This is a genomic window from Pseudomonas sp. TE31087 (assembly GCF_057284075.1).
This window is the reverse complement of the sequence record NZ_JBXVNN010000001.1, coordinates 5754438-5768958: the sequence shown is the minus strand read 5'-3', so window position 1 is coordinate 5768958 and position 14521 is coordinate 5754438. Positions and strand designations below refer to the sequence as shown.

Genomic DNA, 14521 nt, shown 5'->3' with positions numbered 1-14521 from the left:
CCCGCACAATATCAGGCCAATCTAGCGTCAACCCGCAGGAACCTGCATGAAACTCGACAAACCCACCGCCATCGCCCGGCGCAACGAAGCACTGACCCGGCCGGTGCTCAACCGCGACAACACCCTGTTCGCCATCCTCGACAAGAAGCGCAACCTGTGGTGGTTCGAGGTGCCGGTGGCGCTGCTGCGCAAAGGCCAGCCAGACTGGGTCAACCTGCTGCTGCACACCCCGGAAACCGATGAACTGCAGCACCTGAAGGTACCGACCAACTTCCTGCGCGCTCACCAGGAGCAGATGGAAGTGCGCAACGCCGGTAAACGCCGCTCGACCATCAGCCTGGCCCTGAGCGCCGACCGCGACTCGCTGCTGCGCGACAGCCGCCCGGGTGGCGAGCAGCTGGACTTCAGCACCTTCGTGCAGGCCTGATCAGGCCCGCTCGATGCGATCGTCATGGATGACGATCCGGCCCTGCTTGAACAGTGCGCCGATAGCTTTCTTGAAGTTGCCCTTGCTGACATTGAACATCTGGCTGATCAGCGCCGGATCGCTCTTGTCGCACACCGCCAGCACGCCGCCATTGGCTTCAAGGCGCTGCATGATCTGCTCGGACAAGCCGTCGGCCAGGGCCTGGCCCACCGGCTGCAGGCTCAGGGCGATCTTGCCATCGGCGCGCACTTCCTTGATGAAGCCCTTCTCGTGCATGCCCGAACGCAGGAACTTGAACACTTCGTTCTTGTGGATCAGGCCCCAGTGGCGGTTGTTGATGATTGCCTTGAAGCCCATCGGCGTCTCGCCGGCCACCAGCAGCTCGACCGGCTGGCCGACCTGGTAGTCCACCGGGGTGCGGTCGAGGTAACGGTCCAGCTTGGCGGTGGCGGTGATGCGCCGGGTGCGTTTGTCCAGGTAGGCGTGGACCACGCAGTAGTCACCGATCTTCAGTGGCCGGGACTCTTCCGAGTAGGGCATCAGCAGGTCCTTGGACAGGCCCCAGTCGAGGAAGATGCCCGCGCCGTTGATGTCCTTGACCTTGAGGCTGGCGAACTCGCCCACCTGCATCTTCGGCTTCTCGGTGGTGGCGATCAGCTGGTCCTCGCTGTCGAGGTAGATGAACACGTTGAGCCAGTCGTCCAGCTCGAGTTCGGCATCCTTGGGGAAGTAGCGCCGTGGCAGGAGGATCTCGCCGTCGGCACCGCCGTCCAGGTACAGGCCGAATTCCACGTGTTTCACGATTTGCAAACTGTTGTAACGCCCAAGCAGAGCCATTTCCGAAGATCCTCAAGACAAGGCGGCTATTCTAACACTTGACCCGCCCGTCCGCCCGAGCGCGCATGCGCCGGAACCCTCGGGCCCACCTTGCGTCCACCGCCTGGCCAGCCTGTGCAAGGATTCGCTCATGCCCCGACGCCTGCCCCAAACCCTGCTGCTCGTCATCGGCTTCGCCCTGGCCCTTGTGGCCTGCAGCCGCATCGACCTGGCCTACCGCAACCTTGACCGCCTGGTGCCCTGGTCGCTGGACGACTACCTGGACATGAACCGCGAGCAGAAACAGCTGCTTGACGAACGGCTCAGAGAACAACTGGCCTGGCACTGCAAGACGCAGCTGCCCGGCTACCTCGACTGGCTCGACCGGGTGCGGCTGATGGTGGCCGAAGACGCAGTCACCGACCAGGCCCTGGAGCAACGCACCCTCGAAGCCCGCCAGGCCATCGGCCGGGTGGCCACGGCGATCACCCCCTCGGCCACCGAACTGCTGCGCGGGATGAGCGACACCCAGGTCGCCGAGATGCGCCAGGCGTTTCGCGCCGACATCGACAAGCGCCGCAAAACCTACGACGAAACCCCGCTGCCCAAACAGATCGAACAACGCGCCGCACGCATGCAGAAGCGCCTGGAACCCTGGCTGGGTGAACTCAGCGCCCAGCAACGCTTGCGGGTGATGAGCTGGTCCCAGGCCCTGGGCGACCAGAACCGCCAGTCGATCGCCAATCGCGCGCACTGGCAGCAGCAGCTGGTGCTGGCAATGGACCAGCGCGCCACGCCCGGCTTCGAACCGCGCCTGGCGCAACTGCTGCAGCGCAAGGAAAGTTTGTGGACGGCGGAGTACCGCCAGGCCTATGAGAACAGTGAACAGCAGGCGCGCAGCCTGCTGGTCGACTTGATGAAGCAAAGCAGCCTTGCGCAGAAGCAGTTCCTGCAGCAGCGCCTGGGCAAGGTGCGGGCGGATTTCAGTGAGCTCAAGTGCCTGAGAGGTTGAAGTTAGCTGGGCTGCTCAAGCCATACCCCCCATGTAGGAGCGGCCTTGTGCCGCGAAAGGGCTGCAAAGCAGCCCCAGGATTTCAGCTTCGCAGCGAAAATGCCGGGGCCGCGTTGCGGCCCTTTCGCGGCACAAGGCCGCTCCTACAGGGTTACATGTTTGGGCGCCATTCAGCGCCCCTTGCGCCGATACGGAAAAACATCGATCACCTTCCCCGCGCGGATCGCCTCCTGCAGCCCTTTCCAGTAATCGGCGTCATACAACTCGCCATGCAGTCGGCTGAACAAGCGGCGCTGGCCGATATCGGCGAACAGGAACGGCGGAAACTCCTCGGGGAACACGTCGTGCGGCCCGATCGAGTACCACGGTTCGCCCGACATCTCGTCCTCGGGGTAGCGCGGCGGCGGGATATGGCGGAAGTTGACCTCGGTGAGGTAGCTGATCTCGTCGTAATCGTAGAACACCACCCGGCCATGGCGAGTAACGCCGAAGTTCTTCAGCAGCATGTCACCAGGGAAGATGTTGGCCGCCGCCAGCTGCTTGATCGCCAGCCCGTAGTCCTCCAGCGCTTCCAGCACCTGGGCTTCGCTGGCCTGTTCAAGGTAGAGATTGAGCGGGGTCATGCGTCGCTCGGTCCAGCAGTGACGAATGAGTACCGTGTCCCCCTCCAGCGCCACGGTGGAGGGCGCCACTTCCAGCAGCTCGGCAAGGCAGTCGGGGTCGAACTTGGCGCGGGGGAAGCGAAAATCGGCGAACTCCTGGGTGTCGGCCATGCGTCCGACGCGATCCACGCTCTTCACCAGGCGATATTTCTCAATCACCGTGGCGCGATCAACAGTCTTGGACGGCGAGAAACGATCCTTGATGATCTTGAACACCGTGTTGAAGCCCGGCAGGGTGAACACGCTCATCACCATCCCGCGCACCCCCGGCGCCATGATGAAGCGGTCGTCGCTGCTGGCCAGGTGGTTGATCAGTGCGCGGTAGAACTCCGACTTGCCGTGTTTGTAGAAGCCGATCGAGGTGTACAGCTCGGCGATGTGCTTGCCCGGCAGGATGCGCTTGAGGAAGTTGACGAACTCCGCCGGCACCGGCACATCGACCATGAAGTACGAACGGGTGAAGGAGAAGATGATCGACACCTCCGCCTCATCGGTGATCAGCGTATCGGCCTCGATGCCATGGCCTTCGCGGTGCAGCAGCGGGATCACCAGCGGCCACTGCTCGTCCGGGGTGTACAGGCGCCCGACCAGGTAGGCGCCCTTGTTGCGGTAGAGCACCGGGGTGAACAGCTCCACTGCCAGCGCCGGGTCCTTGCACACCCAGTCGGGCAGGCATTCACGCAGCTGGTCCTGCAACCGCGACAGGTCGCCCTCCAGGTCCCCGTAGGGCACGTTGAAGCGGTAATCGGCGAAGATTGCCCGCAACAGCCCCTTCAGTCCACCGTCCAGCGCATAGGTGCGGGTCTGCGCCGCGCGCTCGTGGCCGCGCATGGACGGGCGAGTGGTGTGGATGAACATGCAGCCGTCGCTGATCTGGTCATGGCTGAACAGGCTGCAGAACAGCGAGTTGTACCAGGTCTCGGACAGCTCATCGTCCAGCCGCGGGTCGATCAGGCGGATGTAGGCGTTCTTCACCAATGGCCACTGCTCGACGTCCAGCAGTTGGGAGGTCTCGAAGCCTTGGCGCAGCCAGCCGTTGACCTCGGCGACCTTCTCTTCATAGAGATTGATCCGCGCCGCCGCGGCATGCTGGATTTCCTGCCAGCGCGCCTGCTCGAAACGCTCGCGGGCACCGAGGGTGATGCGGCGAAAATGCTCGCGGTAGTCGTCGAAGCCATCGAGGATCATCCGGGCGATGTCGGCGGCGGGCCAGGGTTGGGTCATGCGCGGGATCTCATGGCAAGTTGAGTTAGATAGCTTAGTCGTCCGCAAGCGGCTCGCAGGCAGTGTGGACCTTATCGCGGGGCAAGCCCGCTCCCACGCCGCCAGTGTTCCACACGTGGGAGCGGGCTTGCCCCGCGATAAGGCTTACACAGCAAGAAAGCACAAGAATCCCGCTTGCCCACTGACGTACACTCGCGCCCCTGCCCCACCGCCGGAGACCACCCGTGAGCCCCATCGCCCTTGCCCGTCTGTTGACCCTTGCCGCCGTCTGGGGTGCCAGCTTCCTGTTCATGCGCATCATCGCTCCCGAGCTCGGCACCGTGCCGACCGCCTTTTTCCGCGTGTCGATCGCCTGCCTGGGGCTGATCGCCATCCTCGCCGCCGCCCGGGTGCGCTGGAATTTCGAGGGCAAGCTGGGCGCCTGCCTGGTGCTGGGCATGATCAACTCCGGCATTCCGGCCACGTTCTATTCCGTGGCGGCGCAGGTGCTGCCGGCGGGCTACTCGGCGATCTTCAACGCCACCACGCCACTGATGGGCGTGCTGATCGGCACCTTGTTCTTCCGCGAGGCGATGACCCTGCCCAAGCTCTGCGGGATCTTCCTCGGCCTGTTCGGCGTCGGCATCCTCAGCGGCGCCGGCCCGGTGGCGCTGGACATGGCCCTGGTGCAAGGCGCCCTGGCGTGCCTGGCGGCGACCACCTGCTACGGTTTCGCGGGTTTCCTCGCGCGGCGCTGGGTGGGAACGCTGGACAGCCGTCTGTCTGCCCTGGGCAGCATGCTCGGCGCCACCCTGCTGCTGAGCCCGCTGTTCGCCTGGAGCGCGCTGACCCAGCCGCCTGCCAGCTGGGGCGGCTGGCAGGTATGGCTGTCGCTCTTGGGCCTGGGGCTACTGTGCACGGCGTTCGCCTACATCTTGTACTTCCGCCTGCTGAACGAAATCGGGCCGGTCAAGGCCAGCACCGTGACCTTCCTGATCCCGGTGTTCGGCGTACTGTGGGGGGCGTGGCTGCTGGATGAGCCGCTGTCGATGGCGCACCTGTACGGCGGCCTGCTGATCGCCGCGGCGCTCTGGCTGGTGCTGCGCCCTGCACGGTCGTGATGTGGGAGCGGGCTTGCCCCGCTCCCAGCATTTCTTTACTCAGGCCTCGGCCGCGCGCAACGCCGGCTTGCGGAACACGAACAGCAACCCGACCACGATCAACCCCATTCCCAGCAGGCTGAGCGGCGCCAGGCGGTTACCGAAGATGGCGAAGTCCATCACCGCCGTCACCGCCGGCACCAGGTAGAACAGGCTGGTGACATTGACCAGGTTGCCACGGGCGATCAGCCGGTACAGCAGCAGCGTGGCCAGCAGCGAAACCACCAGCCCCATCCACAGCAGCGCGCCGACGAAGCTGGCGTTCCACTCGACATGCAACGGCTGGAACGGCGCGAACAGCGCGCACAGGGCAAAACCGGCCAGGTACTGCAGCGGCAAGGTGCCCATCGGGTTGTCGGTGATGCGCTTCTGCAGGATCGAGCCGAAGGTCATGCTGGCCAGTGCCAGCAGGGCGAACAGCATGCCCGCCAGGGACACCCCGCCAAGGTTGATGCCCTGGTAGACCACCATCACCAGGCCGCCAAGCCCCAGGCCCAGGCCGAATAGCCGGTTCCAGGAGCGCTGGCGCTCCATCAGCACCACGGTAAGGATCGGTTGCACGCCCATGACCGTGGCCATGACGCCGGGGGTGACATGGGTATTGAGTGCCAGCAGGTAGAAGATCTGGTAGGCGCCCAGCAACACGCAGCCGGTCCCCAAAGCGCGAACAATGCCGCCCCGGGTACGTGGCCAGCGCAAGCCGAGCAGCGGTCCGATCAACAACAGACCGAAAAGCGCCAGGGCCGAGCGCAGCAGCAGGAAGGCGAAAGGGCTGGCCTGGGCCAGGCCGAGCTTGGAAACGATCGCCCCGCTGCTCCACAGCAGGACGAACAGGCTGGTGGTGGCCGCCGAGGCCACGGATGCTTTGTTGAAAACAGACATGTATTGCCACCTGTATACGGGCAAATGAGCCGTACGGAGGGCCTATCGCGTCTTGCGGGGATAGCCGACCGTGTTCAGTAGGTTGCGAGTGCGGTGGGGAGCGGCCTGCGGCCGATCAGCCCAGCACCACGACTGCGCAAGGAGGCGGAGCTACGCCGCCTACGACGCCACTGACAGGTGGTGGGTAGTGACTGATCATGGCCGGCTGCTGGCTGCCACGCACGACCACGCCCGCGACAGGCGCGAGAACGTAAGCGGTGGTGGAAGGGATGGCGGGCATGAGCAGGTCTTCTGGGAAGAGAGTGTTTCGGAATATAGCGGGGGAATCATCGCGGGGCAAGCCCGCTCCCACCAGGAGCGGGAACGAGCTTGCACAACCGGATCAGAACAGCCAGCGGTACAGCGCGTAGGCGACGACAACCGCCAGCACCGGCCGCAGCACGCGGTAGGCCTTGGGGTTGGCGCGCTTGAACTGCTTGACCCGGGTGCTGACGACATTGCTGAAGCGCTTGCTCCAGGCGTAGGCCTGGTTGATCCCGCCGACGCGCTCGTCATCGGTGTTCTGCGGCGCGGTGGCGCGACCGAGGAAGGCGCTGACCTTGCGGTTGATGCGGGTCATCAGCGGGCTGTTGAGCGGACGCTCGACGTCGCAGAACAGGATCACGCGGGTGACATCGGTCTCGTTCTTGACCCAGTGCACGAAGGTCTCGTCGAACATCACGTCCTCGCCGTCACGCCAGGCGTAGGGCTGGCCGTCGACGTAGATGCGGCAGTTGTCCGAGTTCGGCGTGGACAGGCCCAGGTGATAGCGCAGGGAGCCTGCGAACGGGTCGCGGTGCGGGTTCAGGTGGCTGCCGCCGGGCAACAGGGCAAACATCGCGCCCTTGACGTTGGGAATCCCACTGACCAGTTCGACGGTCTTCGGGCACAGCGCCTCGGCCGACGGCAGCGGCTTGTCGTACCACTTCAGGTAGAAACGCTTCCAGCCTTTCTTGAAGAACGAACCAAAGCCTGCGTCGTTGTCTTTCTCGGCAGCGCGAATATAACCCTCGTCGAACAGGCGCATGGCCTCTTCGCGGATCACTTCCCAGTTGTCCTTGAGCACATCCAGCTCGGGGAAGCGCTGGCGGTCCAGGTAGGGCTTGGAAGGCACGCCGGAGAACAGGTACATCAGGCTGTTGTAGGGGGCGAACAGCGCCGAATGGTTGACGAACTGGCGCAGCACCGGCAGGCGTGCCTTGCCGCGCAGGTGCACGAACAGCACGCTGGCGAAGAACACCAGCAGGACACCTGCCTTGGCGACGAAGGAAAAGGTCATGCAACACTCCTTGGAGGGGAAATCTGGCCATCCCCAGATAGCCGGACATCATAAACCCATCCGGGCCGGGTAAAAACAACCGGTGCCGGATCGCAGTGTCAAGGATTGTGCAATAAACGAGAGAGGCCGACATTGCGCCGGATCAGCGGTGGCCCGTATATCCCGGGCCCCGTTCGCGGCACAAGGCCGCTCCTACAGGCGATCGCGACCTCCTTGTAGGAGCGGCCTTGTGCCGCGATGGGCTGCGCAGAAGTCCCTGGCTTACTGCTGGTTTTCCTGTTCAGTAAACATGTCGCTGAACAGCATGCTCGACAGGTAGCGCTCGCCCGAGTCCGGCAGGATCACCACGATGGTCTTGCCCTGCATCTCGGGTTTCTCGGCCAGGCGCACCGCCGCCGCCATCGCCGCGCCACAGGAAATGCCGCAGAGGATGCCCTCCTCCTGCATCAGGCGGATGGCCATGGCCTTGGACTCGTCCTCGGTGACGGTCTCGACCTGGTCGACGATCGACAGGTCGAGGTTCTTCGGCACGAAACCGGCACCGATGCCCTGGATCTTGTGCGGGCTGGGCTTGAGTTCCTCGCCGGCCAGGGTCTGGCTGATCAGCGGCGAGTTCACCGGTTCCACAGCCACCGACAGGATCGGCTTGCCCTGGGTGTGCTTGATGTAGCGCGACACCCCGGTGATGGTGCCGCCGGTGCCGACCCCGGCCACCAGCACGTCAACCGCGCCATCAGTGTCGTTCCAGATTTCCGGGCCGGTGGTCTTCTCATGAATGGCCGGGTTGGCCGGGTTGTCGAACTGGCCCGGCAGAAAGTGTTTGGCAGGGTCGGAAGCAACGATTTCGTTAGCCTTCTCGATGGCCCCCTTCATGCCCTTGGCCTTGTCCGTCAGCACCAGCTCGGCGCCCAGAGCCTTTAACACCTTGCGCCGCTCCAGGCTCATCGAGTCCGGCATGGTCAGCACCAAGCGGTAGCCACGGGCGGCGGCAACGAAGGCCAGGCCGATGCCGGTGTTGCCCGAGGTGGGCTCGACGATGGTCATGCCTGGCTTGAGCTTACCGCTGTCCTCGGCGTCCCAGATCATGCTCGCGCCGATCCGGCACTTCACCGAATAACCCGGGTTGCGCCCCTCGATCTTGGCCAGGATGGTCACTCCGCGCGGGGCGATGCGGTTGATCTGCACCAGCGGCGTGTTGCCGATGGAATGTGCGTTGTCGGCGTAGATACGGCTCATGGCAGGGGTCCTTGAATGCAGGGCTGGCAGGTGGACCTAAAAGGGTAAGCCTGCCGGGGTGGGGCGTAAAGCCTGCTCTGTTACCGGGGGTGACGGACCATTCAGGGACTGAATACCCGGTCTGCGTTTGCAGGCGGCGGGTGCGGGGTTATAGTCGCTGACACATCAATAAACATGCGTTGGCTGCACTGCCCTCATCGCGGGACAAGCCCGCTCCCACAGGTTGCGCTCAAATCCTGTGGGAGCGGGCTTGCCCCGCGATGAGTCGGGCCCAGCCACCCAGAGGATCGGTTCATGAAGTTCGAAGGCACCCGCGACTACGTCGCCACAGACGACCTGAAGCTAGCGGTCAACGCGGCCATCACCCTGGAGCGCCCGCTGCTGGTCAAGGGCGAGCCGGGCACCGGCAAGACCATGCTCGCCGAGCAGCTCGCCGCCTCCTTCGGCGCCCGCCTGATCACCTGGCACATCAAGTCCACCACCAAGGCCCACCAGGGCCTGTACGAGTACGACGCGGTCAGCCGCCTGCGCGACTCGCAACTGGGCGTGGACAAGGTCCACGACGTGCGCAACTACCTGAAGAAGGGCAAGCTGTGGGAGGCCTTCGAGGCCGACGAGCGGGTGATCCTGCTGATCGACGAGATCGACAAGGCCGACATCGAGTTCCCCAACGACCTGTTGCAGGAACTCGACAAGATGGAGTTCTACGTCTACGAGATCGACGAGACCATCAAGGCCAAGCAACGCCCGATCATCATCATCACTTCCAACAACGAGAAGGAACTGCCCGACGCCTTCCTGCGCCGCTGCTTCTTCCACTACATCGCCTTCCCCGACCGCGCCACCCTGCAGCAGATCGTCGACGTGCACTACCCGAATATCAGCCAGTCGCTGGTCAGCGAGGCACTGGACGTGTTCTTCGACGTGCGCAAGGTCCCGGGCCTGAAGAAAAAACCGTCCACCTCCGAGCTGGTCGACTGGCTCAAGCTGCTGATGGCCGACAACATCGGTGAGGCCGTGCTGCGCGAACGCGACCCGACCAAGGCCATCCCGCCGCTGGCCGGTGCCCTGGTCAAGAACGAGCAAGACGTGCAACTGCTCGAGCGCCTGGCCTTCATGAGCCGGCGCGGCAACCGCTGACAGGAGCCGGGCCATGCTGCTCAACCTGTTCAATGAAATGCGCGCGGCCAAGGTACCGGTGTCGGTGCGCGAGCTGCTCGACCTGCACCATGCCCTGCAGAAGGGCGTGGTGTTCGCCGACATGGACGCCTTCTACTACTTGGCCCGGGCCATCCTGGTGAAGGACGAGCGCCATTTCGACAAGTTCGACCGCGCATTCGCCGCCTACTTCAAGGGCTTGGAAAACCTCGACCGGCATATCGAGGCCCTGATTCCCGACGACTGGCTGCGCAAGGAGTTCGAGCGCTCGCTGACTGACGAGGAACGGGCGCAGATCCAGTCCCTGGGCGGCCTGGACAAGCTGATCGAGGAGTTCAAGAAACGCCTTGAGGAGCAGAAGGAGCGCCACGCCGGGGGCAACAAGTGGATCGGCACCGGCGGCACCAGCCCGTTCGGCTCCGGCGGCTTCAACCCCGAGGGCATCCGCGTCGGCGAGGCCGGCAAGCGCCAGGGCAAGGCGGTGAAGGTGTGGGACCAGCGCGAGTACAAGAACCTCGACGACCAGGTCGAGCTGGGCACGCGCAACATCAAGCTGGCCCTGCGCCGCCTGCGCAAGTTCGCCCGCGAAGGCGCCGCCGAGGAGCTGGATATCGACGGCACCATCGACCACACCGCCCGTGACGCAGGCCTGCTGAACATCCAGATGCGCCCAGAGCGACGCAACACGGTCAAGCTGCTGTTGCTGTTCGACATCGGCGGTTCGATGGACGCCCACGTGAAGGTCTGCGAGGAACTGTTCTCGGCCTGCAAGACCGAGTTCAAGCACCTGGAGTACTACTACTTCCACAACTTCATCTACGAGTCGGTGTGGAAGAACAACCTGCGCCGGACTTCCGAGCGCTTCTCCACCTTCGACCTGCTGCACAAGTACGGTGACGACTACAAGGTGGTGTTCGTCGGCGACGCGGCCATGGCGCCCTACGAGATCACCCAGCCGGGCGGCAGCGTCGAGCACTGGAACGAAGAAGCCGGGTATGTGTGGATGCAGCGCTTCATGGAGAAATTCAGGAAGATCATCTGGATCAACCCGTATCCGAAGCAGGCCTGGGAGTACACCGCTTCGACCCACCTGGTGCGGGACCTGATCGAGGACAGGATGTTTCCGCTGACCTTGCAGGGGTTGGAGGATGGGATGCGTTACCTGTCCAAGTAAACTTCAGGAGGGGGCTGCGCTATTTCGCTGAAGAAACAGCAGCCCCTCACTCATCTGAAGTTCAAGCGCTTGTCAGACTTAGCAACCTATTGATCTCACTGGCGTACCAGTCGTCGACGGCTATAGCCTGCCCATTGCGCAGACTCTCCATTCTCCTTGAAAGGATGCGTTCGACCTTATCCCCTGCATTTCGTGCATTCACCGCATTTGCCGCCTGCGGCGCTAGCTCTGGGCGCTGTCCGGACTCATAGTACTGACCAGAAGCCAGCCAAGCCAAGACCGCAGCGTCGTTAAAAGCTATACCGTAGGGACCTTGTGGTGGGGGGAGAAAGCGTTCGCCGAGCTCAACACTTACATTGCCACTCACCACCAAATCAAATGCGTTTTTGGTCGAGGCGATCAGAACATTTCGTGCCTGATTAGGATGACCATCGAGCAAATAACCGATATAGCCGATGCCCACCCGCTCCACTACCGACCCCACATTACCTCGCTTGAAGTCGCGCTTTAGTTGGTAGGGATCCACACCTTTGGCCATACCCAGGTTTTTGAACGGAATTAACGCCCCCGCATCGAAAAGGGTTCTTTGCGCCTTTGAATTGATTGCATGAGCCCACTTCACTGGCAAAATCCCTCGGCCGGAGGGGTCGACGTTATTTATCGGATCCCCACCACAATAGGCATAAGCATTGGTCCCCCCCTTGCCGAATGGACTCATCTCATCCGCAGATAAAAAACGCAACAAGGAAGGGCTGTACAAACGGTACCCGTTACCCAGCAGGTAACCCTCGGCATCTGCGTCCCAATGCTCTCCATTGAACGCAAGAAAAGCTGCCTCCCCGGCATCTGCGCAGTAGCCGTACGCACTGTATGCAGGCTGCCTAGCTGCTGGCTGGCCAGCCATTATCGAGCGGGACCTGTCGACAGCTAACAGCTCAATCTTGCATCGCGCAGCCATCGGCTGCCTCCCGTTCCGATCACACCTGAGTGGTATTGGTAAATGCTGACCAGAGGCCCGGGGAGCTGCAACTGACAAAACTACCAGTTACCTGCAAGCAATCCTTGCCAACTCAGCGATTACCGCCAGCGCTCGCTATAAGCTTTCAGCTCGGTCCATGCCAAATCCTGCACCACTGCCCGAAACCGCACCGCAGTCCCCGGCATGCACTGCGCCAATTGCGCCAGCGCCAACGGCGTCAACGCCCCCAGGCGCGGATATCCACCGATCGTCTGCCGGTCATTGAGCAACACGATCGGCTGTCCATCCGGCGGCACCTGCACGGCGCCGAGGGGGATCCCCTCGGAGATCATCGGCGCGCCCTGGTAGACCAGTTGTGGCCCGAGCAGGCGAATGCCCATGCGGTCGGCACGGCTGTCCAGCGTCCAGTCACGGTTGAACACCTCGAACAGGCTGATGCCGCTGAAGTCACCGATCTGCGCGCCCATCACCAGGTCCAATACCGGTTTCTCGGCATACACCGGCCGCAGCGTTTCGGGCACGTGGGAGCGGGCTACTTCCGCGATGGATCCAGCAGCATGCAGTACCTCCCCTTTCACCAACGCCCGGCCCTGGCCATCTACCCCGCCCAGCTCTTCCCGTACCACGGTGGCGCAACTCCCCAGCACCGACTCCCCCACGAACCCGCCCGGCACCGCCAGGTAAGCACGTACCCCCTGGCGAGGCTGACGCAGCGTCAGGCGCTGGCCCTTGCCCAGATTGAAACTGGTCCAGGGCGCCACGGCCTGCCCGTCGATCTGCGCATCCAGGTCAGCCCCGGCCAGCGCCAGCACGCAGTCCTGCTCGGCCACCACGCTGAAGCCGCCAAGCGCAATCTCCACCACGGCGCTGCCCAGGGCATTGCCCAGCAGCCAGTTGGCCCAGCGCATCGCTACCCAGTCCAGCGCGCCACCCTGGGTCACGCCCAGGTGCCGCACACCGAAACGCCCGGCATCCTGCAACAGACACAGCGCGGTGCTGGCCTCGACTCGCAACTGGCTCATGCCTGGGCCTCCAGCGGGCTGTCGTCACCGCCCAGGTTGATGAATTCGGCCCGCTCGACGGCCACGAAACGCACCCGATCGCCAGGTTGCAGCAGGCTGTAGCCCTCGCGCTCGCGGTCGAACAGGCGCACCGGCGTGCGACCGATCAGGTTCCAGCCGCCCGGCGACACGGCGGGATAGGCGGCAGTCTGGCGTTCGGCGATGCCGACGCTGCCCGCTGCCACGCGCTTGCGCGGGGTGCTCAGGCGCGGCGTGGCCAGGCGTTCGTCGACCAGGCCCATGAAGCCGAAGCCCGGCGCGAAACCCAGGGCGAACACCGGGTAGTCGCGAGCACAATGCAGGCGGATCACCTCGGCCTCGCTCATCCCGCCGCGCGCGGCCAGCACCGGCAGCTCGGGGCCGACACTGGCGTGGTACCACACCGGGATCTCGTGCCGACGCCCGGCCTGGCCGGCATCCGGCCGCAGGCCCTCCAGCGCGTGCTGGATACGCTGGCGCGCCTCGCCCGGCGCCAGGTCGAACTGCACCATCAGCGTGGTGTAGGACGGCACCAGGTCGATCAACTGTTGGCCGAAAGCCTCCCGCAAGCGCTGGCTGGCGGCGAGGATCCACGGCATGTTGCCTTCATCGATGGCATCGAACAGCCGCACCATCAGGCTGTCGATGGCCACCACCTCGATACGTGGCGTCATGCTTGCTCCAGTGCATCCAGGGCCTGGCGGATCTGGCGCACGGCGGCCACCGAGCCGTCGTTGTCGCCGTGCACGCACAGGGTGCTGGCGTTCAAGCGCACGTCGCTGCCGTCGTCAGCCACCAGGGCCTCGCCCTTGGCCAGGCGCAAGGCCTGCTCGACCACCAGCGCCGGATCGTGGTGCACCGCGTTCGGCAGGCGCCGCGACATCAGGTGCCCGCTGGCGGTGTAGCCACGGTCGGCGAAGGCCTCGAACCACAGCGGTACGCCGACTTCATCGCCCAGGGCCTGGGCGGCGCTGTCGTCGGCGGTGGCCATGAGCATCAGCGGCAGACCGCTGTCGAACGCCGCCACCGCTTCGAGCACGGTGCGCAGGATGTCCGGGTTGGCCATCATGTCGTTGTACAGCGCGCCGTGGGGCTTGACGTAGGCCACCCGGCCGCCGAGCACCCGGCAGATGCCGTCCAGGGCGCCGATCTGGTAATGCAGCAGGTCGCGGATCTCGTCGCTGCTGCAGGCCATGGAGCGGCGACCGAAACCCATCAGGTCCGGATAGGCTGGGTGCGCGCCGATGGCCACCCGGTGCTCCAGGGCCAGGGCCACGGTGCGGCGCATGGTACCCGGGTCGCCGGCGTGGTAGCCGCAGGCGATGTTGGCGCAGTCGATGAACGGCATGACCTTGGCGTCCTGGCCCATGCGCCAGTTGCCGAAGCTCTCACCCATGTCGCAATTGAGTAGCAGGCGTTTCACCTGGCGGACCTCCGTATCAATATTCATGATG

The 14521-nt window shown here is 64.1% G+C and carries 14 protein-coding genes; 5 read left to right on the top strand and 9 right to left on the bottom strand.

The window, feature by feature from the left end; all coding sequences use genetic code 11:
• Nucleotides 1-46: 46 nt before the first annotated feature.
• Entirely contained in the window at nt 47-427 is a 381-nt protein-coding gene (locus ACZ899_RS26185) for a hypothetical protein (protein WP_050706820.1), read from the top strand.
• Here ACZ899_RS26185 and ACZ899_RS26180 read toward each other — a convergent pair whose 3' ends face one another.
• The gene (locus tag ACZ899_RS26180; RefSeq protein ID WP_110739178.1) at nt 428-1264 is read right to left on the bottom strand and encodes a CvfB family protein; all 837 of its coding nucleotides are present in this window, start codon (nt 1262-1264) and stop codon (nt 428-430) included. It abuts the gene before it with no gap.
• 130 nt (nt 1265-1394) lie between these two features.
• On the opposite strand from ACZ899_RS26180, the gene ACZ899_RS26175 reads away from it, so the two are divergent.
• Complete coding sequence (locus tag ACZ899_RS26175; RefSeq protein WP_234560266.1) at nt 1395-2255, top strand: DUF6279 family lipoprotein; 861 nt, start codon at nt 1395-1397, stop codon at nt 2253-2255.
• A 170-nt stretch (nt 2256-2425) separates the two neighbouring features.
• Here ACZ899_RS26175 and aceK read toward each other — a convergent pair whose 3' ends face one another.
• Nucleotides 2426-4141, bottom strand: a complete 1716-nt coding sequence (gene aceK, locus ACZ899_RS26170) for a bifunctional isocitrate dehydrogenase kinase/phosphatase (RefSeq protein WP_234560265.1) — start codon at nt 4139-4141, stop codon at nt 2426-2428.
• 224 nt (nt 4142-4365) lie between these two features.
• Here aceK and ACZ899_RS26165 point away from each other — a divergent pair, with 224 nt between their 5' ends.
• Nucleotides 4366-5241, top strand: a complete 876-nt coding sequence (locus ACZ899_RS26165) for a DMT family transporter (protein WP_110739181.1) — start codon at nt 4366-4368, stop codon at nt 5239-5241.
• Nucleotides 5242-5280: 39 nt separating this feature from the next.
• Here the strand turns inward: ACZ899_RS26165 and ACZ899_RS26160 are convergent, their stop codons facing one another.
• From ACZ899_RS26160 to cysK, 3 genes are all read right to left on the bottom strand, one after another.
• Nucleotides 5281-6162: a DMT family transporter gene (locus tag ACZ899_RS26160; RefSeq protein WP_234560264.1), complete on the bottom strand. Its 882-nt coding sequence runs from the start codon at nt 6160-6162 to the stop codon at nt 5281-5283.
• 382 nt (nt 6163-6544) lie between these two features.
• Nucleotides 6545-7480, bottom strand: a complete 936-nt coding sequence (locus tag ACZ899_RS26155) for an aspartyl/asparaginyl beta-hydroxylase domain-containing protein (RefSeq protein WP_234560263.1) — start codon at nt 7478-7480, stop codon at nt 6545-6547.
• Nucleotides 7481-7741: 261 nt separating this feature from the next.
• Entirely contained in the window at nt 7742-8716 is a 975-nt protein-coding gene (gene cysK / locus ACZ899_RS26150; protein ID WP_203651363.1) for a cysteine synthase A, read from the bottom strand.
• 294 nt (nt 8717-9010) lie between these two features.
• Here cysK and ACZ899_RS26145 point away from each other — a divergent pair, with 294 nt between their 5' ends.
• Entirely contained in the window at nt 9011-9856 is an 846-nt protein-coding gene (locus ACZ899_RS26145) for an AAA family ATPase (protein WP_011535085.1), read from the top strand.
• Nucleotides 9857-9869: 13 nt separating this feature from the next.
• Nucleotides 9870-11048 carry a vWA domain-containing protein gene (locus ACZ899_RS26140; RefSeq protein WP_050706827.1) on the top strand — a complete coding sequence of 393 codons (1179 nt, stop codon included), beginning with the start codon at nt 9870-9872 and terminating at the stop codon, nt 11046-11048.
• 61 nt (nt 11049-11109) lie between these two features.
• Here ACZ899_RS26140 and ACZ899_RS26135 read toward each other — a convergent pair whose 3' ends face one another.
• The 4 genes from ACZ899_RS26135 to ACZ899_RS26120 form a co-directional block, all read right to left on the bottom strand.
• Entirely contained in the window at nt 11110-12006 is an 897-nt protein-coding gene (locus ACZ899_RS26135) for an RHS repeat-associated core domain-containing protein (protein ID WP_485627965.1), read from the bottom strand.
• A 119-nt stretch (nt 12007-12125) separates the two neighbouring features.
• Nucleotides 12126-13049 carry a 5-oxoprolinase subunit C family protein gene (locus ACZ899_RS26130; RefSeq protein ID WP_234560261.1) on the bottom strand — a complete coding sequence of 308 codons (924 nt, stop codon included), beginning with the start codon at nt 13047-13049 and terminating at the stop codon, nt 12126-12128.
• Entirely contained in the window at nt 13046-13741 is a 696-nt protein-coding gene (gene pxpB, locus ACZ899_RS26125; RefSeq protein WP_203651345.1) for a 5-oxoprolinase subunit PxpB, read from the bottom strand. The genes ACZ899_RS26130 and pxpB overlap by 4 nt, the downstream gene beginning before the upstream one ends.
• Nucleotides 13738-14517, bottom strand: a complete 780-nt coding sequence (locus ACZ899_RS26120; protein ID WP_198745408.1) for a 5-oxoprolinase subunit PxpA — start codon at nt 14515-14517, stop codon at nt 13738-13740. Before ACZ899_RS26120 ends, pxpB begins: the two co-directional genes overlap by 4 nt.
• Between the last annotated feature and the right edge of the window lie 4 nt (nt 14518-14521).